At 52.1% G+C, this 21,531-nt stretch carries 22 protein-coding genes and 1 riboswitch; of the genes, 10 read left to right on the plus strand and 12 right to left on the minus strand.

The genetic code is table 11. The features are described 5' to 3' along the window. Window positions 1-33: 33 nt before the first annotated feature. Entirely contained in the window at window positions 34-1,407 is a 1,374-nt protein-coding gene (locus J4617_RS02095; protein WP_000416139.1) for an MFS transporter, read from the minus strand. Between the two features lie 175 nt (window positions 1,408-1,582). Between J4617_RS02095 and kdgR the strand changes: the two genes are divergently transcribed. After that, window positions 1,583-2,374, plus strand: coding sequence for a DNA-binding transcriptional regulator KdgR (kdgR, locus tag J4617_RS02100; protein WP_001262195.1), 792 nt, complete (start codon window positions 1,583-1,585; stop codon window positions 2,372-2,374). Window positions 2,375-2,585: 211 nt separating this feature from the next. Here the strand turns inward: kdgR and yobH are convergent, their stop codons facing one another. Continuing rightward, a complete protein-coding gene (gene yobH / locus J4617_RS02105; protein WP_001236777.1) occupies window positions 2,586-2,825 on the minus strand; it encodes an invasion protein YobH in 240 nt (79 codons plus the stop codon). Window positions 2,826-2,982: 157 nt separating this feature from the next. Between yobH and mgrB the strand changes: the two genes are divergently transcribed. The 6 genes from mgrB to rlmA all read left to right on the plus strand — a co-directional run bounded on the left by mgrB (window position 2,983) and on the right by rlmA (window position 7,338). Further along, window positions 2,983-3,126 carry a PhoP/PhoQ regulator MgrB gene (gene mgrB, locus J4617_RS02110; protein ID WP_000714547.1) on the plus strand — a complete coding sequence of 48 codons (144 nt, stop codon included), beginning with the start codon at window positions 2,983-2,985 and terminating at the stop codon, window positions 3,124-3,126. 70 nt (window positions 3,127-3,196) lie between these two features. After that, window positions 3,197-3,484 (plus strand): YebO family protein, encoded by a 288-nt coding sequence (locus tag J4617_RS02115; protein ID WP_001000660.1) that lies wholly within the window; start codon window positions 3,197-3,199, stop codon window positions 3,482-3,484. A gap of 648 nt (window positions 3,485-4,132) precedes the next feature. After that, a complete protein-coding gene (locus J4617_RS02120; RefSeq protein ID WP_001537930.1) occupies window positions 4,133-4,276 on the plus strand; it encodes a DUF2627 domain-containing protein in 144 nt (47 codons plus the stop codon). Window positions 4,277-4,288: 12 nt separating this feature from the next. Continuing rightward, window positions 4,289-4,498 (plus strand): transcription antiterminator/RNA stability regulator CspE, encoded by a 210-nt coding sequence (cspE, locus tag J4617_RS02125; RefSeq protein WP_001062678.1) that lies wholly within the window; start codon window positions 4,289-4,291, stop codon window positions 4,496-4,498. Window positions 4,499-4,717: 219 nt separating this feature from the next. After that, entirely contained in the window at window positions 4,718-6,463 is a 1,746-nt protein-coding gene (ftsI, locus tag J4617_RS02130; RefSeq protein ID WP_000730322.1) for a peptidoglycan glycosyltransferase FtsI, read from the plus strand. A 65-nt stretch (window positions 6,464-6,528) separates the two neighbouring features. Further along, on the plus strand, window positions 6,529-7,338 hold the full coding sequence (gene rlmA / locus J4617_RS02135) for a 23S rRNA (guanine(745)-N(1))-methyltransferase (protein ID WP_017465645.1): 810 nt from the start codon (window positions 6,529-6,531) through the stop codon (window positions 7,336-7,338). Here rlmA and mntP read toward each other — a convergent pair. From mntP to manX, 5 genes are all read right to left on the minus strand, one after another. Further along, entirely contained in the window at window positions 7,335-7,901 is a 567-nt protein-coding gene (gene mntP, locus J4617_RS02140) for a manganese efflux pump MntP (RefSeq protein WP_001518359.1), read from the minus strand. The genes rlmA and mntP overlap by 4 nt on opposite strands. A 111-nt stretch (window positions 7,902-8,012) precedes the next feature. Continuing rightward, window positions 8,013-8,114, minus strand: a riboswitch (yybP-ykoY riboswitch). Window positions 8,115-8,310: 196 nt separating this feature from the next. Further along, on the minus strand, window positions 8,311-8,769 hold the full coding sequence (locus tag J4617_RS02145) for a DUF986 family protein (RefSeq protein ID WP_000156280.1): 459 nt from the start codon (window positions 8,767-8,769) through the stop codon (window positions 8,311-8,313). Between the two features lie 57 nt (window positions 8,770-8,826). Continuing rightward, entirely contained in the window at window positions 8,827-9,678 is an 852-nt protein-coding gene (locus tag J4617_RS02150) for a PTS mannose transporter subunit IID (RefSeq protein ID WP_001518647.1), read from the minus strand. Window positions 9,679-9,690: 12 nt separating this feature from the next. Then, window positions 9,691-10,491, minus strand: coding sequence for a PTS mannose transporter subunit IIC (manY, locus tag J4617_RS02155; RefSeq protein WP_000406918.1), 801 nt, complete (start codon window positions 10,489-10,491; stop codon window positions 9,691-9,693). A 52-nt stretch (window positions 10,492-10,543) separates the two neighbouring features. After that, window positions 10,544-11,512: a PTS mannose transporter subunit IIAB gene (manX, locus tag J4617_RS02160; RefSeq protein ID WP_000150521.1), complete on the minus strand. Its 969-nt coding sequence runs from the start codon at window positions 11,510-11,512 to the stop codon at window positions 10,544-10,546. Window positions 11,513-11,984: 472 nt separating this feature from the next. Here manX and yoaE point away from each other — a divergent pair, with 472 nt between their 5' ends. Further along, entirely contained in the window at window positions 11,985-13,544 is a 1,560-nt protein-coding gene (yoaE, locus tag J4617_RS02165; protein WP_000421820.1) for a CNNM family cation transport protein YoaE, read from the plus strand. Between the two features lie 21 nt (window positions 13,545-13,565). On the opposite strand, the gene J4617_RS02170 is transcribed toward yoaE, so the two are convergent. The 4 genes from J4617_RS02170 to pabB form a co-directional block, all read right to left on the minus strand. After that, window positions 13,566-15,167, minus strand: a complete 1,602-nt coding sequence (locus J4617_RS02170; RefSeq protein ID WP_017465646.1) for a cyclic diguanylate phosphodiesterase — start codon at window positions 15,165-15,167, stop codon at window positions 13,566-13,568. Window positions 15,168-15,304: 137 nt separating this feature from the next. After that, on the minus strand, window positions 15,305-16,669 hold the full coding sequence (gene sdaA / locus J4617_RS02175; RefSeq protein WP_001529324.1) for an L-serine ammonia-lyase: 1,365 nt from the start codon (window positions 16,667-16,669) through the stop codon (window positions 15,305-15,307). Window positions 16,670-16,932: 263 nt separating this feature from the next. Beyond that, window positions 16,933-17,511, minus strand: a complete 579-nt coding sequence (locus tag J4617_RS02180) for a CoA pyrophosphatase (RefSeq protein WP_000381544.1) — start codon at window positions 17,509-17,511, stop codon at window positions 16,933-16,935. A 3-nt stretch (window positions 17,512-17,514) separates the two neighbouring features. Further along, on the minus strand, window positions 17,515-18,879 hold the full coding sequence (pabB, locus tag J4617_RS02185; RefSeq protein WP_017465647.1) for an aminodeoxychorismate synthase component 1: 1,365 nt from the start codon (window positions 18,877-18,879) through the stop codon (window positions 17,515-17,517). Window positions 18,880-18,959: 80 nt separating this feature from the next. Here pabB and J4617_RS02190 point away from each other — a divergent pair, with 80 nt between their 5' ends. Continuing rightward, window positions 18,960-19,139 carry a YoaH family protein gene (locus tag J4617_RS02190; protein ID WP_000457328.1) on the plus strand — a complete coding sequence of 60 codons (180 nt, stop codon included), beginning with the start codon at window positions 18,960-18,962 and terminating at the stop codon, window positions 19,137-19,139. Window positions 19,140-19,144: 5 nt separating this feature from the next. Here J4617_RS02190 and J4617_RS02195 read toward each other — a convergent pair whose 3' ends face one another. Then, window positions 19,145-19,489, minus strand: a complete 345-nt coding sequence (locus J4617_RS02195) for a RidA family protein (protein WP_000029550.1) — start codon at window positions 19,487-19,489, stop codon at window positions 19,145-19,147. 131 nt (window positions 19,490-19,620) lie between these two features. Between J4617_RS02195 and J4617_RS02200 the strand changes: the two genes are divergently transcribed. Next, entirely contained in the window at window positions 19,621-21,531 is a 1,911-nt protein-coding gene (locus J4617_RS02200) for an ATP-dependent DNA helicase (RefSeq protein ID WP_000128807.1), read from the plus strand.

Consider the following 21,531-nt stretch of genomic DNA (forward strand, 5'->3'; position numbering starts at 1 on the left):
AGTATGAAAAGCGCGTCGAATGACGCGCTTTTTTTACGCCTGAACGCGTGGTTGCGTAATACGTAAACCGCTCACCACCGCCGCGAGAGTCGCCAGGATCGCCGCTGCGAGCAGAGAAAGATGCGTACCGCTATCGCCAAACTGGTTCAACATCAGCGCTACCAGCGCGGCGCCAGTACTTTGGCCTAACAGTCGCGCCGTGCCCAGCATCCCGCTGGCGCCACCGCTGCGCTCACGCGGCGCGGAAGTGATAATGGTGTGATTATTCGGCGACTGGAACAGGCCAAACCCTGCGCCACAAAGGATCATCGGCCAGATAATATTCAGATCGGAGGGGGAGGCTGGCAACATGACCAGCGCAAACAACCCGGCTGCCATTATCACCATTCCCAGCGCCCCCAGCAAACCGGCATGAAGACGTTCTATCAGGTATCCCGCCAGCGGCGCCATTACCATCGTTGCCAGCGGCCAGGGCGTCAATAACAGGCCGGTTTCTACTTCGCTACGGCCCAGCACGGTTTGCAGATAAAAAGGTAGCGAGACCATGGCTAACATTTGCGCGCAGAACGAGCAAATTGACGTGCCGATCGAGAGTGAAAAAAGCGGAATGCGTAACAAGTCGATGGGTAACAAAGGGACGGGCAAAGAAAGCTGGCGGCGCACGAAGAAAAACCCGACCACGACCAGAACGAGCAGCTCTGCGCCAATCAACGTTAGCGACTGTCCCTGGGCAAATCCGCTCAATGCGGTAATCAGCAGGCCAAATGTGAGCGCATTCATTACCGCGCTCGGTAAGTCAAAGCGCGGCTTAGTGTCATGGGCGATGTTTGCTGGTAAAAAGCGTATGGCCAGAATTAACGCGATGATACCTAACGGGACATTAATCAGAAACAGCCATTTCCATGATGAGATGGACAAAATCGCTGCGGCGATCGTCGGACCCGCGGCGGAAGAGACTGCGACGATAAAAGAGTTAATTCCCATGCCTCGTCCCAGATGACGCTGGGGGTAGATAAGACGAATCAGCGCCGTGTTTACGCTCATTAGCGCCGCGCCGCCAAATCCCTGCGCGATGCGCGCCAGCGTCAGCATCTGCAGCGAGTCTGAAAGCGCGCAAAACAATGATGAAAGCAGAAATACCACTAAACCACATTTGTAGATCCGGCGATAACCAAACATGTCGCCTAAAAAAGACAGGGAAAGCAGTGAGACGACAATGGCGATTTGGTATGCATTGACAATCCAGATAGAGCTGGCAGGGGAGGCATGTAAATCAGTCGCAATGGTTGGCAGCGCGACATTAGCGATTGCGCCATCCAGAACCGCCATCGAAATACCGATAATAATCGTCAGGATAGCGCCGTATCTCTGCGGGAGGGGCAGGCCATCGGCCCGTGTTTTTTCCATAAGTATTTTGTAATAAGGGGAATTATGAGCTGAATAATAATGTTAGCATTAATACTGAGTTGTTATGTCGCAGATTTGTAACGAAGTAAGCAAAGATGGATTGCGGGCGACCTGGCGTGAAATTATAATAAAAACTCGTTCTGAATTTTATAAAACGCTCGTAATGAGGTGATAAATGGCAAACGCAGATCTGGATAAGCAGCCTGATTCTGTATCTTCTGTGCTGAAAGTTTTCGGCATTCTGCAGGCGCTGGGTGAAGAGCGTGAAATAGGGATTACCGAGCTATCGCAGCGCGTCATGATGTCGAAAAGCACCGTTTATCGCTTTTTGCAAACCATGAAAACGCTGGGCTACGTGGCTCAGGAGGGGGAGTCTGAAAAATACTCTCTGACGCTAAAGCTGTTTGAGCTGGGCGCGCGAGCTTTGCAAAATGTTGATCTCATCCGCAGTGCGGACATTCAGATGCGCGAACTGTCTCGTCTGACAAAAGAAACTATCCATCTTGGCGCGCTGGATGAAGACAGCATTGTCTATATCCATAAAATTGACTCTATGTACAATCTGCGGATGTACTCACGTATTGGGCGTCGTAATCCGCTGTACAGTACGGCCATCGGTAAAGTGCTTCTGGCCTGGCGCGACCGTGATGAGGTTAAGCAGATTCTCGACGGCGTAGAGTATAAGCAAAGCACGGGACGCACGATTACCAGCACTGAAGCGTTGCTGCCGCTGTTGGATGAAGTGCGTGCGCAAGGATACGGTGAAGATAACGAAGAACAGGAAGAAGGATTACGTTGTATCGGCGTACCGGTATTTGACCGTTTTGGCGTAGTCATCGCAGGGTTAAGCATTTCGTTCCCGACGCTGCGTTTTTCAGAAGAACGCCTACAGGAATATGTGGCTATGTTACACGCCGCCGCGCGTAAAATTTCTGAACAAATGGGTTACAACGATTATCCCTTCTAAGCAACGTTATTAGCATGACGTTAAAAAAAAGCAGCTACGAAAAATGTAGCTGCTTTTTTTATAACATCGGGTGGGATGAAATCGTAAAAGTAGATAATATCTGTCGGCTTATTTAACGGTTATTAAAATATTATTTAACAGTACTTATGAACAACAGCCAATATAGGGGAATTATTGGTGATAGTTTCACTGTGAAATTATTTATTGCCGCTTAGCCATTATCCACCACGGTGGCGATTTTTCTGAAAATGGGACAGTCGGAAAAGCCAATAATGCCGCTGTTGGTATGGAGATATTGCGCCGTGCTGGTGCCGCGTGCGGTCAGGTAATGGCACTGTAAACCCAGCCCCGCAGCGTTCACTTTACTTCCCACCAGGATGCCATAGCCGCTCATCAGCAGGCCTATCCACACCAGGGCAAACAATACAATTGCGCGAATGATCAAACGCATTACTACCTCTTTTCTTTTTTAGTTAGAATAAGAGTAGCGTGTACATTGATTGAAACAAGTGAATCATTCCTAAAAACATATAATGCCGCTACAGTTACTCCTGGTTTAAGTAACTCATGATAATTTAGCGACATAAGATGTAAGATCGGAGAGTGGAGTGAAAAAATTTCGATGGGTCGTTCTCGGCATCGTGGTGGTAGTATGCCTGTTGCTGTGGGCGCAGGTGTTTAATATCATGTGCGATCAGGATGTACAATTTTTCAGCGGTATTTGCGCCATCAATAAATTTATTCCCTGGTAAACGTTTTACACCAGAGATTTCCTTCCCGTGTAGCAGTGGTAGAATGACGTCTCTACATTGAGGTGGTGAAATGAACGACGTTTTAAACTCTGGTGCGTTTTCTCTTGCATCTTTAATAGTATCAATGGTGGTTCTGGTGGTGGGGCTGGCGCTCTGGTTCTTTGTCAACCGGGCAAGTTCCCGTGCCAACGAGCAGATAGAATTGCTCGAAGCGTTATTGGATCAACAGAAGCGGCAAAACGCGTTGTTACGCCGCCTTTGCGAAGCAAACGAACCAGAAAAAGAAGCGGAACCCGCAACAGCGGCAAGCGAACCAAAAGAGGATGAGGACATCATTCGTCTGGTTGCAGAACGATAATGCTTACCGGGGCGCAAATGGCGCCAGTGCCATACGCCCCATTTCCCCGTCGGATCTCTCCGCGTTGCCGTTTGCAACTGATACTACAGCATCAACACCTTACATAATATATGGCTTTATATGCAACATAGTTTTATATGTATAACAAATGGACATATGGCATTTTTGTGATACCGCTCATTCTCTATTAAAAGCGAAACGTTTCTCTCTCTTTATGGATTGTCATTGTTTGTTCATTATTTTAAGGCATTCTGTAAAGACGCAGAACATCACAAAAAGCGGTGTCGAAAATCGCTTTTCTTTTCTATTATTTTGATTAAAAGGTGTTTTTTATCATTGTGACAATTTATGCATAACTCAGCATAAAAAGTGATATGAAAAATACAGCTTTTAAATGTGATTTGATGCACTGGAAGAAGCGAAGTTATTGAGCTATGGTAGAAAAATGGCTTTTCAGCAGTGACGTTGTCAGGAGTCCGTCAGCGCGTGAGGATATATCTTTCGCAATTTTGTTGCATAAACGTGCTGTCAATTTGTGAAGGTTCTCGTAATTTGTGCGACGGATCGAGACACGTTTAAAAATGGCTTGCCATAATTAACGTTGTATGTGATAACAGGCTTTGGGTTAAACGAGGTACAGTTCTGTTTATGTGTGGCATTTTCAGTAAAGAAGTCCTGAGTAAACACGTTGACGTTGAATACCGCTTCTCTGCCGAACCTTATATTAGTGCCTCAAGCAGTAATGTCTCAGTTTTATCTATGTTATGCCTACGGGCAAAGAAAACACTCTAAGGAATTTTGCAAATGGCAAAGATTAAAGGTCAAGTTAAGTGGTTCAACGAATCCAAAGGTTTTGGCTTCATTACTCCGGCTGACGGCAGCAAAGATGTGTTCGTACACTTCTCCGCTATCCAGGGCAATGGTTTCAAAACTCTGGCTGAAGGCCAGAACGTTGAGTTCGAAATTCAGGACGGCCAGAAAGGTCCGGCTGCTGTTAACGTAACAGCTATCTGATCGACACCACTGATTTGATGCGTTTGTCGCGTCAGCCTCAGATATAAAGCCTCGCTAAAAGCGGGGCTTTTTAATTCAATATCCTTCAAAATGTGTCTGGATGCGCTCTCGTTAGCGATTTGTTGCAAAGGCGCGAGGTTATTAGCATTGTTTTTTCTGGTTTTTCCGGCCGTTTCCCGTTAAATCAATCACCTGAAAAATGATTCGGCTGGAGATCAGGTGAAAAAGAAAAGCGACGGCGATACCCGTAATTTTACGCCCATACGTTTTGCACTACTTTGCACTGCCATTCTGCTCAGTATGGCATTGTTGTTAGGGCGGGTGGCATGGCTGCAAATTGTTACGCCGTCGAAACTGGTGAAACAAGAAGATATGCGCTCGCTTCGTGAAGTGACCACGGCCTCTCCACGCGGCATGATCACCGACAGAGAAGGGCGACCCTTAGCGGTGAGCGTTCCGGTTAATGCTGTCTGGGCCGATCCGAAGACTATCATAAGCAAAGGCGGCGTTGGCTACAATGAGCGCTGGCAGGCGCTGGCCAGCGCCTTACATCTGTCGCTCAGTACGCTTGCGGAACGGGTAAACAGTAACCCGGCAGGCCGTTTTATCTACCTTGCGCGCCAGGTTTCACCCCAGCAAGCCGAATGGATAGATAAATTAAATCTACCGGGTATTAACCTGCGGGAAGAGTCGCGCCGTTTTTACCCTGCCGGACACGTAGCGGCCAATTTGATCGGCTTTACCAATATCGACGGGCAGGGAATAGAAGGTATTGAAAAGAGCTTTAACGCGCAACTGACGGGAAAACCGGGCTCCCGACTGGTGCGTAAAGATAAATTTGGTCACGTTATTGAGAACATTACGGAAGTGAATCCGGTTCCTGCTCATGAACTTCAGCTTAGCATTGATGAACGTCTGCAAACGGTTACCGAAGATGCGCTGGATAACGCCGTCATCTGGAACAAAGCGGAATCCGGCGCTGCCGTATTGATTAACATCCCAACGGGTGAAATTCTCTCGATGGCGAGCTACCCGGATTTCAACCCGAACAACCGTGAAGGCGCGCAGTTGGACGATTTTCGTAACCGCGCGATTAGCGACACTTTCGAACCCGGTTCTACTGTGAAGCCATTGGTCATTATGACTGCGTTACAGCAGGGTATCGTGCAACCGGACAGCGTTATCGATACCCATCCTTTTACTCTCGATGGACACCGTATCCGCGACGTCGGTTACTATCCGGAACTGACATTAACCGGCATTTTGCAAAAATCCAGCGATACCGGCGTTTCTCACCTTTCTCTGGCGATGCCGGTGCAGAAATTAATGGATACTTATAAAAGCTTTGGTTTCGGCGTGCCTACCGGACTGGGTCTCACCGGAGAGAGCAGCGGGTTATTACCGAAACGCCGTTACTGGAGTGATTTAGATCGCGCTACCTTCGCTTTTGGCTATGGATTAATGGTGACGCCGCTGCAACTGGCGCATGTTTATGCCACGATTGGCAGCTTTGGTATCTACCGTCCGTTATCGATCACCAAAGTTGATCCGCCCGTGATCGGCACGCGGGTAATGCCGGAAGAACTGGTGCACGAGGTGGAACATATGATGGAGAGCGTCGCGTTGCCTGGCGGCGGCGGAACAAAAGCCGCAGTAAGAGACTACCGTATTGCGGTCAAAACCGGGACGGCGAAAAAAATTGGCGATGATGGTAAATACGTCGATAAGTATGTGGCATATACCGCAGGCGTCGCGCCGGCAAGTAACCCCAGATTTGCGCTGGTGGTGGTGATTAATAATCCGCAAAATGGGGCTTATTATGGCGGCGCGGTATCTGCGCCCGTATTCAGCCAGATCATGGGCGATGTGCTGCGGCTGGAAAATGTTGAGCCAGACGGTATGCCTGCCGATTCAGATCACCTTCTGGTGATGCATGGCAGCCACGTTGCGGTTCCGGGCTCGTAAAGGATTTTCCCGGGGCGCAATTCGCGTTACACTTGCGCCCTTTAGCGCCCCAGTCCGGAGTTGTCATGTCGTTTACCTGTCCGCTTTGCCATCAGCCGCTTACGCAGATTAATAACAGCGTTATATGTCCACAGCGCCATCAGTTTGATGTGGCGAAAGAGGGCTACATCAATCTGCTGCCGGTACAGCATAAACGTTCGCGCGATCCGGGCGACAGCGCCGAAATGATGCAGGCGAGGAGAGCGTTTCTTGATGCAGGCCATTATCAGCCGCTGCGCGATGCCGTGATTAACCTGTTGCGCGAGCGGCTGGATCAGTCGGCCACGGCGATTCTGGATATCGGCTGCGGCGAGGGGTATTACACTCATGCTTTTGCCGAGGCGTTGCCGGGAGTCACCACGTTTGGACTGGACGTTGCTAAAACGGCGATCAAAGCGGCGGCGAAGCGCTATTCGCAGGTGAAGTTTTGTGTGGCGTCAAGCCATCGACTGCCCTTTGCCGATGCGTCAATGGATGCGGTGATCAGAATCTACGCCCCGTGTAAGGCGCAGGAATTAGCGCGCGTGGTGAAACCTGGTAGTTGGGTCGTTACCGCGACGCCGGGGCCGCATCATCTGATGGAACTAAAAGGGCTTATTTATGATGAGGTGCGTTTACATGCGCCGTATACCGAGCAGCTCGACGGATTCACATTGCAGCAGAGTACCCGCCTTGCTTATCACATGCAGCTCACCGCCGAAGCGGCTGTAGCACTGTTGCAAATGACGCCATTTGCCTGGCGCGCCAGACCAGAAGTGTGGGAACAACTGGCTGCCAGCGCCGGACTTAGCTGCCAGACGGATTTCAACCTTCATCTCTGGCAGCGTAACCGTTAACCGTGAAAATGCGTCCAGAGGATCTGGACGCCAATTCCTATCAGTACGACCCCGCCGAGAATTTCAGCACGCTTACCCAGCATTGGGCCGATAAAGCGACCGATCATCATTCCGAGGGTGGACATGATAAGCGTGGCGCAACCGATAGCTAATGCGGTAGCGATGATGTTTACCTGCAAAAACGCCAGACCGACGCCAACCGCCATCGCATCGAGGCTGGTCGCGATAGCCGTCGTGACTAATAGCCAAAAGCTGTGGCGACGTAACGGTGTTTCATCTTCATCACTACCGCCGCGGATACCTTCGATGATCATGCGTCCGCCCAGAAAGATCAGCAGAACAAAGGCTATCCAGTGGTTCCATTCCAGAACGAATTTACTCGCCAATATCCCCAGCCCCCAGCCGATTAACGGGGTCAGCGTTTCAACCGCGCCAAAGATAAGGCCGGTACGCAACGCTTCTGAGAATTTGGGTTTATGTAGGGTGGCGCCTTTGCCAATTGATGCCGCGAAAGCATCCATCGACATGCCGAAAGCGAGAAGAACAGTAGCAGTAAAGTGCATGACAACGTCCTGACCGGGGTATCCATTAAACACATCACTGCCCCCAGCAAACATGCATGTCGCCATTCTGTGACGAAATACACAGCAGTTGATGCGCCTATGGTCTCGCCTGACCAGCGGCGGCTGGTCCGTACGCGCCACGTTTTGCAACGAGTATGTTGACGCGTACATTTCCGGAGTCTGGAAATCGGCTACTCCCCAATTGACGGCGCAACATTAACATATTTTTAGAATATAAAACAACAGCGATAAAATATTATTTGCTTTCTAATTGAAAACGATTTTCATTTAGATTTATTCATCAATAAAACGTTAAATTAAATAACAATTGGTCAATAGAAAATATAGCCTTAGCTATATTATGATTCGAAATAAAATTCGAAAAACATAGTTGAGGCTATATCTTAGATTATTGATTTTCAATAAGAAGTTTATATATTTTTTCCAGATCGTCGATATTGCGTACACGGATAAGCAAGCGTCGTTGTTCTAATTGCATCACCAGTACGCCGTCTTCCGATAAATTCATCTCTTTAATACGGTTATATTCTATCCAGACATTGGCGAAGAAAAAGCCACGTTGTTTAAAGATGATCCGTGGCGTGCGGATCCAGAATATATAAAACCCCATTAACGCCAGCGCGCTTAATAACCATGTGGTCATCTGCGCTCCGTGACTGGTTACGTTGTTATAAATAAGGATGGCGACCAGCCCAACGAAGATAACGCTGTCTACGCGACCGCGGCGGAGCAGGGCTATAGAAAGCAGAGTGGGGCCATTGCGACGGGGCATGATGAACTGATCGTAGAGAGCGTAAGCCAATAATGCGGCAATAAAGAGAATCAGCACCAGGTCCGTGATAGTCATTTATCCTCCAGAGAAATAAAAAACGGGGCCGTTTGGCCCCGGTAGTGTACAACAGCCTTACTGGCCCAGTAGTCCTACGGAGTAGCCGGCGATACCAATGACGAAGAAGCCCACGATAATCCACAGCGGGTTAACTTTCTTACGCAGCAGCCACATACAGGCAAAGGTCAACAGTAGCGGAACCAGACCCGGCATCAGCTGGTCGAGAATGGTTTGCACGGTGGTAACGCGGGTCTGACCATCCTGACCGGTGATGGTGGAGACCACCAGCGGGATATTCACGTGCGTCCACTTGTTAACCAATGCCCCCATGACAAACAGGCCGAGGATTGACGCCCCCTCAGTCAGTTTTTGCAGGAAGCCGCCGCCCATATCTTTAACGATATCGACGCCTTTGCGGTAGCCATAAGCCACGCCATAATAACGGGTCGCCAGACGCACCAGGTTAAACAGGATGAAAAACAGCAGCGGACCAAGCAGGCTGCCGCTCATTGCAATACCTGCGCCCAGCGCCGCGAATACTGGACGGACGGTACCCCAGAAGATAGGGTCGCCGACGCCTGCCAGCGGTCCCATCAGACCGACTTTGATACCGTTGATAGCGCCATCGTCAATCTCTGCGCCATTCGCACGCTTTTCTTCCATTGCCAGCGTTACGCCCAGTACCGGCGCCGCAACGTAAGGATGGGTGTTAAAGAACTCCAGGTGACGTTTAATCGCCTGTTTACGCGCGTCATTATTCTCCGGATACAGGCGACGAATCGCCGGCACCATAGAGAAGCAGAAGCCCAGCGCTTGCATACGTTCGAAGTTCCATGACCCCTGGAACAGGTTAGAACGAAGAAATACGCCGCGAATATCGCTCGGAGTGAGTTTTTTCTCGGTGGTAGTTTTAGTCATATCAACCATTTCGCTCACCTGTTAGTCCAGTTCGTTGTCGAGATCGTTATTGCCAGCAGCCGCTGCAGGCGCGCCCGCTACACGGTTGTATTTCGGGCTCAGCTGGATGTAAAGAATAGCCATCACTGCGCCGATGACACCCAGTGCGACCAGGTTGAAGTTTGTGAAAGCCGCGGTGACGAAACCGAGGTAGAAGAACGGCATCAGGTAGCCTGCGCGCATCATATTGATAACCATCGCATAACCAACCACGACGATCATGCCGCCGGCGATGTTCAGACCGCCTGTGACGACTTCAGGAATCGCATTCAGCATTCCCTGTACTTCGCTGGTGCCTACGGAGATGGCAACGATAACCGCCGGGATAGCGATACGCATTGCCTGCAGGAACAGAGAAGAAACGTGCAGCCAGGAGAGCGCCGTCAGGTTGCCGTTTTCAGCCGCCTTGTCCGCCGCGTGCTGGAATGCCACGGTGATGGTACGAACGATAATGGTCAGTACCTGGCCTGCCGCCGCCAGCGGAATCGCCAGCGCGATACCGGCGCCAATGCTTTGATGCCCGGCGATGACCAGAACGGTAGAGATGATGGACGCCAGTGCGGCATCAGGCGCAACGGCAGCACCGATGTTCATCCAGCCCAGAGCGATCATTTCCAGAGTACCGCCGATGATAATACCGGTTTTCATGTCCCCCAAAACGGCGCCGATTAAGGTACAGGCGATCAGCGGACGGTGGAACTGAAATTCATCAAGTACCGACTCCATACCCGCGATACATGCGACGATGAACACCAGCACAATCTGAAGAGTGGTAATCTCCATTGTACTTCTCCTATTGCTATCTTAAGTGTGAAAGCTAATTAAATGCCGGCGGTTATTTCGCCACTTTGGCAATTAAATCCATCATTTTCAGTTTCGGATCGGTGGAAACTTTACGCACCTCAAGCTCGATGCCGCGCTCGTTGAGCTTTTTAAAGGCTTCGATATCCTTTTCATCGACGGAAACGGCGTTGTTCACCTGCGTTTTACCTTGACGATAGGCCATACCGCCAATGTTCACGGAAGTGACTTTCACGCCGCCCTCAACGATGCGCTCGACGTCGGTAGGATTGGTAAACAGAAGCATCACGCGTTCACCGGCGTATTTCGGGTTATTGTAGACGCGAATCATCTTCGCGACGTCAACCACATGCGCCGTAACGCCCGGCGGCGCAACTTGTGTCAGCAGCGTTTTACGAACGGTATCCGCCGCCACTTCATCGCTCACAACAATAATACGGCTGACATTGGTCTCTTTGGTCCAGCGGGTAGCGACCTGACCGTGAATGAGGCGGTCATCAATACGGGCAAGCCCGATAACCATATAATCATTCGGGCCCATCGGTTTTGCCGGTGCGGCCGCTTTTGGCGCGGCGGCGACTGGCGCTGGCGCGGCTTTTTCTACCGGTTTCGCTTTCAGCGCTTTTACGCCTTCACGACCGGTTTCTACCGCCAGTGCGACCAGCTCGTCAAAGCTCGGATCGTCGTCACGAGCCATAAACGTTTCGACCAGCATCGGGATGTTGACGCCGGCAATAACTTCATAGCGCTCTTTATCGACGACAATGCGGCTGGCAGCATTAAACGGACTGCCTCCCCATGTATCAACGAGAAATAGCACGCCTTTACTGGTATCGAGTTTAGCCAACTGAGCGTTGTACTTTTCGATCAGCGTTTCGGCATTTTCGCCTGGAACGAAATCGATCCAGCCGACGTTTTCCTGCTCGCCTAACAGCATTTCGGCTGTTTTAAGTAACTGCTCTGCAGCCCAACCATGTGTGCCTATAACAATAGCAATGGTCACTTGCTACCTCCTTTATTATTGTCAACACATCAACTTGACAGATGTATTTTTTGAATCGCCGTCCGCAAGCGAATCGATTCAGATGAGGGTTACAACGAAAAACGCATGATTTTCGTGAATTATTTTAGATATCGAAAAAAATATTTTGTGTGATGGAGATCCGTAATTTTGTTTTCGATAATGAGAAATTTCGAAGTGTAAAATATCCCGGTTACATCTCTTTGCAAAGGAAGGTAAATCTTTGCCAAAAACCAGTTGTCTCTGTTATGTTTAGCTTCCGTTTAATTAGAATGGGGTATAGGGCAGCAGCCCGTTGTATGGATCGTCACCGACGTCATTTCACTCTTTGGCCGTTTTGCGCCTGTCAATCTGGCATATCTTGCCATAGCCTTACTTTGTTTATTGCGTTACCGCCTGCATCCTTTGAGATGTTGTGGGCGCCGTTTAGTCATTCCTTAAGCAGGAGCTTGTCATGGAATTATTAATGGATCCCTCAATTTGGGTGGGTTTACTCACGCTCGTCGTCCTGGAAATTGTCCTGGGTATCGATAACCTGGTCTTTATCGCGATCCTCGCCGATAAATTGCCGCCAAAGCAGCGTGACAAAGCGCGTCTTATCGGGCTCTCGCTGGCGCTGATTATGCGTCTGGCGCTGCTGTCCATTATTTCGTGGCTGGTGACCTTAACAAAGCCGCTCTTTACCGTCTGGGATTTTACCTTCTCCGGCCGCGATTTAATTATGCTGCTGGGCGGTATATTCCTGCTGTTTAAAGCGACCACCGAGCTGCATGAACGTCTGGAAAACCGCGAGCATGACACCGGACACGGTAAAGGCTATGCGAGCTTCTGGGTGGTAGTCACGCAGATTGTCATCCTGGATGCGGTCTTCTCGCTGGACGCCGTGATTACGGCGGTAGGTATGGTAAACCATCTGCCGGTTATGATGGCGGCGGTGGTGATTGCGATGGCGGTGATGCTACTGGCGTCAAAACCGCTGACCCGTTTTGTCAACCAGCATCCGACGGTGGTGGTGCTCTGTCTGAGTTTCCTGCTGATGATCGGCTTGAGCCTGGTGGCGGAAGGGTTTGGTTTCCATATTCCGAAAGGCTACCTGTACGCGGCAATTGGTTTCTCGATCGTTATCGAGGTGTTTAACCAGATTGCGCGCCGCAACTTTATTCGTCATCAGTCCACGTTGCCGCTGCGCGCGCGTACTGCGGACGCTATCCTGCGTCTGATGGGCGGTAAACGCCAGACGAGTACGCAACATGAGACGGATAGCCCGGCCGCGATATCGGTGTCGGAAGGCGCCTTCGCCGAAGAAGAACGCTACATGATTAACGGCGTACTGACTCTGGCGTCGCGCTCCCTGCGCGGCATTATGACGCCGCGAGGCGAAATTAGTTGGGTGGATGCGAATCTCAGCGTAGCTGAAATCCGTCAGCAGTTACTCTCTTCTCCGCATAGCCTGTTCCCGGTATGTCGGGGCGAGCTGGATGAAATTATCGGTATCGTGCGGGCGAAAGAGTTGCTGGTGGCGCTGGAAGAGGGCGCGGATGTTGCGGCTATCGCCGCGTCTTCCCCGGCGATAGTGGTGCCGGAAACGCTTGATCCTATCAATCTGTTAGGCGTTTTGCGCCGCGCGCGCGGCAGTTTCGTTATCGTCACTAACGAGTTCGGCGTGGTGCAGGGGCTGGTTACGCCGCTGGATGTGCTGGAAGCGATTGCCGGTGAGTTCCCGGATGCCGATGAAACGCCGGAAATCGTTGCCGATGCCGAGGGCTGGATAGTGAAGGGCGGCACCGATCTCCATGCGCTACAGCAGGCGCTGGAAGTTGATCATCTGGTGAACGAAGAGGGCGATATTGCGACGGTCGCGGGGTTAGTGATCGCCGCTAATGGCCATATTCCTCGTGTAGGCGATGTCATTGATGTTCCGCCCCTGCGGATCACCATTGTCGAGGCCAACGACTATCGTGTCGATCTGGTTCGAATTGTTAAAGAACAGCCTGCCCACGACGAAGAGGAATAACGTCACACGCAGGAATCAAGTCTATAGATGCGGCATCGCGGACATAATCTGTCCGTTATGCCGGGCGGGCGGCGGCGCGCTGCCCGCCAGCCACTGTGGAAATTCGCTAATGGGCATCGGCTTCGCATAGAGATAGCCCTGTAACATTTGCACGCCATGCTGGCGCAAATGCTGTGCCTGCGTCTGGTTTTCGACCCCTTCCGCAACCAGTTCAATATTCAGTCTTTGCCCCAGCGCGATAATAATATCGGTCACCGTTGAATTGACCGCATCGGTACCGATGGCGGCGGTGAAGGATTTATCGATTTTCAAAATATCCGGCCGCAGTTTTTCCAGCCAGGAGAGCGAGCTGTTTCCTGTGCCAAAATCATCGATGGCTAACTTGACGCCTTTACGATGCAGCTCGCGCATCAGGCGGTAATCAACGTCAAGCAACGCGTCGCGTTCCGTGAGTTCCAGCACCAGTTGCTGAACAGGTTCCGCACTAAACCAGTACTGATTAAGATCTTTGAGAAGCACGCCGTGTCGGAAATGGCTTGCCGCCACATTGATGCCGATATGAAACTGATGGTTGATGGGGAAATAGTGCCGTTGCCGAATGGTTTCCGCAATCACATAGCGGGTCAGCGGCGCTATCAGGTTATGTTCCTCGGCGATAGGAATAAAAACATCCGGTGAGATCCAGCCCTGGCGCGGGTTGTTCCAGCGTAACAGGATCTCAACGCCGGTACATTGCTGCGTGCGGGCATTAAGCAACGGCTGACAAAATAGCTCAAACTCCCGTTCGGCAAGGGCCAGATTAATTTCCCAGGAAAAGCTCATTCTGCTGGCCGTTGCCAGCCAGGCGATATAGCCGATCAACAGGCTAAGCAATACGGCCAGCGGTAACTGCGTCGGGAGATGTTTGAACGCCAGTACGCCTGCCGACGGCCCGCTGACGCTGATAGTAAAAGGGAAATGTCGCGATGAAAGCTGGTAACGCTCTTCATCTTTTTTTAATTCCGGAAGAGTATCGACCACGCCCCGACCATATAACAGGTGCCGTTTGCCGACCGTCAGGCTGGCGCTGGTAATTTGCGGCTGCTGCGGCTCAAGTAGCATAGTCGTCAGCAAGTCAATATTCACAATTTCCATCACGCCATCCTGGCCATCGGCAGAGGCGGGATACCACTGAATGAGGATCGGGCTTCCCTTGAGTAACGATTGGTCTGTGGAAAGTAGCAGCAGATCGCCGACTGCGGGAAGATCGGGCTGAAGCTGGCGTATGGGAGTATTACGGGCGCCAAAAATGCTTGAGCAATAGAGAATTCCCTCTTTCACCAGCCCGATAGAACGAACGGTTTGCAGACGGGCGGCTTGCTTACGCAACGGCAGATGCGCGGTCGCGCACGGAAGCTCAAGCAAGGGGAGCAGTATGTTTCGTCCGACCAGGAGAGGATGCAGCACATTATCCAGCGCATCAACGGCATGATTCGCGAATGCAACCGTGCGATGGTGATTTAAGTTCCGCTCCGAAATAAATCGGATGCTCAGCGTAAGAATGAGCGTGACCAGTGCACAAATCGTGCAAACAATGAAACGATTACGGCGATAATGATTGATGATCCGTTGTGCTGTTTGCATGCGGGCCGCCCAATAAGCGTTGGCGACAAAAGCCAACCGCGACACAGCAAGTGTAGTGGGGAAACGTGGAGTCGACGAGGAAGAGATAAAAATTTCGCCCATCCGTAGCAGATGGGCGAAGGGAGGGGAAATGGCGTTTAATCACACTGGACTTTAATAGCCAACCCGCCGCGCGACGTTTCGCGGTATTTGGCGTTCATGTCTTTTCCGGTCTCGTACATCGTTTCGATGACTTTATCCAACGAGACGCGCGGCGCGCTGGTTCGACGCATGGCCATACGCGCAGCGTTAATCGCTTTAACCGAAGCAATGGCGTTACGCTCGATACACGGCACCTGCACCTGACCGGCAACCGGGTCGCAGGTCAGCCCCAGGTTATGCTCCATGCCGATTTCAGCGGCAACGCAAACCTGTTCCGGGCTGGCGCCCAACAGTTCAGCAAGGCCTGCCGCCGCCATCGAACAGGCGACCCCGACTTCGCCCTGACAGCCGACTTCCGCGCCGGAAATAGACGCGTTCATCTTATACAGCGCGCCAATAGCGCCTGCCGCCAGGAAGTAGCGGGTGTAAATATCCGGGCTGACAGACTCAATAAAATGGTCGTAGTAAGCCAGTACCGCAGGAACGATACCGCACGCGCCGTTGGTTGGCGCCGTCACGACGCGGCCGCCTGCGGCGTTCTCTTCGTTCACCGCCAGAGCAAACATGTTCACCCAGTCAATGACGTTCATCGGATCGTTGGAAAGCTTATCGCTGGAAACCAGCATACGACGCAGCGCAGAGGCGCGACGCGGTACGCGCAGCGGCCCCGGCAGCACGCCTTCGGTATTCATACCACGATCAATACAGGCCTGCATGGTCTGCCAGACGTGACCGAAATACTCTTCAATCTCTTTCTTGCTATGCAGCGCCAGTTCGTTTTGCATCACCATGCCGGACAGTGAAAGGCCGGTGCTGTTGCAATATTCCAGCATTTCTTTCGCCGATTTAAACGGATAAGGTACAGTAACCTCATTCGTCGCTTCCTGGCCGAAATGCGCTTCATCAACGATAAAGCCGCCGCCGATGGAATAGTACGTCTTGCTATAAATGACCGTGTCGTCATGCCAGGCGTGGATCTGCATCCCGTTTTCATGCAGCGGCAAATTGCCGTTGTGAAAACGCATTCCGTCATCTTTCGGGAAGTCGACTTCGTGACGTCCCTGGGCCAGTAACAGACGCCCGCGCGTTTCGACGTCGCGAATAAAACCGGGGATACTATCAATATCCACGGTAGCGGGTTCATTACCCGCCAGACCCATAATAATGGCGATATCGGTATGGTGACCTTTCCCCGTCAGCGACAGCGAGCCGTAGACATCGACAGCGACGCGGGTAACGTTATCCAGTAATCCTTTTTCGACCAGGTCATCGACGAACTGTTTACCGGCCTTCATCGGGCCAACAGTGTGGGAAGAGGAGGGACCAATCCCTACCTTAAACATGTCGAATAGGCTAATCACGATAATACTCCTGACAGGGCAACCGGGGCTTCCGGTTACGATGTTATAACTGCGCATAGTGTAAGAGGGAACGCTGGCATCAGCTTAACTATTCACATGAATTAAACTAATGAATAACCGCGTTTTTACTAATATTGCGACAGTAATCTCAAGTCGTGTCTTGCGCGCGTAAAGTTAAGTATATACACGTTGCCCTTCAGGCTGCCTCTTTGGGGGAGGCGATTGTTACCGCCTTGAGGCAATGTGAATGGCGTTGTGTACAGTCAGGGCTTTACGCCAATTTGCAGCGCCAGCTCACGAAGAATGTTTGCGGTCATGCCCCAGACGAAATAATGCTCATACCAGGAGAGCCATACGCGGTGCGAATTGCCGCGACGGTAAACATCAAGCGGGTGATATCGACCCAGTTGCAACGCTTGCGCCAGCGGCATTTCAAACACCGCAGACACTTCATCTTCACTGGCGCGCCAGGGGAGATTTGGCGGAATAATGCCGACCACCGGGGTGACCTGAAAACCGGTCACGCTGTCTACCGGCGGTAAAACGCCAATCACTTCCACGGCTTGCGGCGGGATGGCGACTTCCTCCTGCGCTTCGCGAAGCGCTGCGGCGATAAGCGAAGCATCGGTACTGTCCACGGCCCCGCCGGGAAAGGCGACCTGTCCGGCGTGTTTGCGCAAATGAATAGCCCGCTGGGTCAACAGCAGCCCCGGCTGGGGGCGGCGAACCACAGGGATCAGTACGGCGGCCTGACGTTGATTTAACGTTTCATGAGTCATCTGCGGGCGCAAAAGCTGAAAGCGCGATAAGAAATGATCGAGCGTCAGACGGCTGGTATCCACGTATTAGTTCTCCAGTGGGTGCAGGATACGATTAACTTTATCAAAAGTTTCCTGATATTCCGCTTCTTCGTTGCTATCGGCCACGATACCGCCGCCGGCTGAGCAATAGAGTTGGCCCTGCGTTGCCGTGACGGTGCGGATAGTAATACTGGTATCCATCTTGCCGCAGAAACTCAGATAACCGATGCTACCGCACCAGGCGTTGCGTCGCTGCGGCTCCAGTTCGTCGATAATTTCCATCGCCCGCACTTTAGGCGCGCCGGTAATGGAGCCGCCGGGGAAAGCCGCGCGCAGCAGATCGGTGGCATGAAGCGAGTCCGGTAAACGGGCGGTAATGGTGCTAACCAGATGGTGAACGGCAGGAAATGGTTCGACGACGAACAGTTCCGGCACTTTCACCGAACCTGGTACGGCGACCCGGCCAATGTCGTTACGCATCAAATCGACAATCATCAAATTTTCAGCGCGATCTTTCATTGAATTAGCCAGTTTCTGCGCCTGCTGACGATCCGCCTGCGGATCGTTAAGCCGTGGAAGCGTACCTTTGATCGGGCGCGTCTGAATATGACCGTTCTCCAGTTGGATAAAACGCTCGGGAGAAAGGCTCAATATGGCGCCGTCATGTAAACGAAGAAAGGCGCTGAACGGGGCGCGATTTGCGCGGTTAAGGCGTTCGAAAGCCTGCCATTCATCACCCTCGTAGCTCGCCTGAAAACGCTGGGAAAGATTGACCTGATAGCAGTCCCCGCTGTGCAGCCAGGCCTGCACCTGACGAAACTTCTCGCCATACTCGCAACGCGTCATATTGGATTGCCAGGCCGAGGTAAGCCTGAAGGGCGTTCGGGTCGGCGCGCGCTGGCCGGTGAGCCAGCGATATCGGGCGTCTGCATCGTGATAGCTTATCAGCGACACTACCTGTTTATGGTGATCGACAATCAGCGCCCAGTCGTAAAGGCCAATCGCCATATCGGGTAAAGCGATATCGCGCGCGGCAGTATCGGGCAGAATTTCGAAACGCCGCCCTAAATCATAACCAAACAGACCCAGCGCGCCGCCCTGAAAGGGTAAGTCAGGGTCAGGCTGAGGATGAAAAGGCAGCGCCTCCAGTTGAGTCTGCAAAACGTGTAACGGATCGTCGAAAGTGACGGTAGTCGTGCGCGCAGTACATACCGTGGTTTCCTGCGCGCGCGTGGTCAGCGTGGTGACAGGATCGGCGACCAGAATATCAAAACGGTTATAGGGATGAATAGCATCACCTGAATGCAGCAGCATCGCCCATGGCAAATGGTTTACGGGCGCAAAATAGTGTTCAGCGGCGTCCGGACGCCAGGGTAAGGTGATAACAGTGGGAGATAACGTCTTCATCATTCCTGACTCGTTACAACACTACTGGCTTACCGCCGGGTAGCGTGAAATAATTAGCGCTAACAATTTAGCAGGAGTTAATCATGTTTGCAGGTTTACCTTCACTCAGTCATGAACAACAGCAAAAAGCCGTAGAACGTATCCAGGAATTGATGTCGCAAGGTATGAGCAGCGGAGAAGCGATTGCCCAGGTGGCGGGCGAACTTCGCGCCAACCATACCGGCGAACGGATAGTGGCGCGTTTTGAGGATGAAGACGAATAACCGGCTTATACCGCCGCGACAATCTTAATCTCAACTTTATATTTCGGATTCATTAACCCGGCCTGTACGGTACAGCGTACCGGCGCATGGCCTGCGACGACCCACGCATCCCACGCCTTATTCATGGCGGCAAAATCCGCTTTATCGCTCAGGAAAATAGTGGCATCCAGAATACGTGACTTACTGGAGCCCTGTTTTTCCAGCACCGCATCAATTTGCGCCAGAGTATTTGCCGTTTGCTCAAAAGCGTCGGCGTCGAGGTTTTCCGGCACGCCGGTATACCACAGCGTATTATTGTAGATCACCACGTCCGACCAACGATCTTCGGCATCAATACGCACGATAGACATTACTTATTCCTCATTTGCTTTCCATTTGAATGGCTCAAGACTGCCACAATGTGGCGCCGCCGTCACCTCTGTAACTGGCGTAAGCCTTTCTACCCTGACATAATCCCCTGTGCAAATTAACAGGGGGCAGTGTGACGGACGATTTTGCAGCAGATGGCCAACTGGCCAAAGCGATAACCGGTTTTAAACCGCGCGAACCACAGCGACAAATGGCGGTTGCCGTAACACAAGCGATTGAAAATGCGCAGCCTCTGGTTGTTGAAGCCGGCACCGGAACCGGGAAGACCTATGCTTACCTCGCTCCGGCGTTGCGCGCCGGGAAAAAAGTCATTATTTCGACCGGGTCGAAAGCGTTGCAGGATCAACTCTACAGCCGTGATCTGCCGACGGTAGCAAAAGCGTTGGCGTTTACCGGTAAGACGGCCCTGTTGAAAGGACGTTCAAACTACCTCTGCCTGGAGCGTCTGGAACAACAAGCGCTGGCGGGCGGCGATTTACCGGTACAAACGTTAAGCGACGTGATATTGCTGCGCTCCTGGTCAAATCAAACGCGGGATGGCGATATCAGCACCTGCGTCAGCGTGGCGGAGGATTCCCAGGCCTGGCCGCTGGTCACCAGTACCAACGACAACTGCCTTGGCAGCGATTGCCCGCTCTACAAAGAGTGCTTTGTGGTGAAAGCGCGTAAAAAGGCGATGGACGCGGATGTGGTGATTGTAAACCACCACCTATTTCTTGCGGATATGGTGGTTAAAGAGAGCGGGTTTGGCGAACTTATCCCTCAGGCTGAAGTAATGATCTTCGATGAAGCCCACCAACTGCCTGACATTGCCAGCCAGTATTTCGGACAATCGCTCTCCAGCCGTCAGTTGCTGGATTTAGCAAAAGACATCACCATCGCCTACCGGACGGAACTGAAAGACACTCAACAGTTGCAAAAATGCGCCGATCGCCTTGCCCAGAGCGCCCAGGATTTTCGTCTGCAACTGGGGGAGCCCGGCTACCGGGGAAATTTGCGTGAACTGTTAGCCGACTCGCGTATCCAACGGGCATTTTTACTGCTGGATGATACGCTGGAGCTTTGTTACGACGTGGCAAAGCTGTCGCTGGGCCGTTCGGCGCTGCTGGATGCGGCTTTTGAACGCGCCACGCTATACCGTTCACGGCTGAAACGCTTAAAAGAGATCAATCAGCCGGGATACAGCTACTGGTATGAGTGCACCTCGCGCCATTTCACCCTGGCGCTGACGCCGCTCACCGTGGCGGATAAATTCAAAGAGGTGATGGAACAGAAGCCCGGTAGCTGGATTTTTACCTCGGCCACGTTGTCGGTAAATGATGATCTCCACCACTTTACCGCCCGTCTGGGAATTGAGCAGGCAGAATCCATGCTACTGCCCAGCCCATTCGACTATACGCGCCAGGCGTTACTCTGCGTACCGCGTAACCTACCGCAAACCAACCAGCCCGGCGCGGCGCGACAGTTGGCGGCTATGCTCAGGCCGATTATCGAAGCCAATAACGGGCGATGTTTTATGCTGTGCACCTCACACGCCATGATGCGCGATTTGGCGGAGCAGTTTCGCGCCACCATGACGCTGCCGGTATTGTTGCAAGGGGAAACCAGTAAAGGCCAACTGTTACAGCAATTTGTTAGCGCCGGCAACGCGCTGCTCGTCGCCACCAGCAGCTTCTGGGAAGGGGTGGACGTGCGCGGCGATACGTTATCGTTGGTGATTATCGACAAATTGCCGTTTACCTCCCCGGACGACCCGCTGTTAAAAGCGCGAATGGAAGACTGTCGTTTGCGCGGCGGCGATCCGTTTGATGAGGTTCAACTGCCCGACGCGGTGATTACACTGAAGCAGGGGGTGGGGCGGCTGATTCGCGATGCGGACGATCGCGGGGTGTTAGTGATTTGTGATAACCGGCTGGTGATGCGGCCCTATGGCGCCACGTTTCTCGCCAGCCTGCCTCCTGCGCCGCGCACGCGTGATATCGCCCGTGCCGTTCGCTTTCTTGCGATTCCATCCGCCGAGTAA

The organism is Salmonella sp. 32010601201800023SM (genome assembly GCF_017572235.1).
GTDB lineage: Bacteria > Pseudomonadota > Gammaproteobacteria > Enterobacterales > Enterobacteriaceae > Salmonella > Salmonella enterica.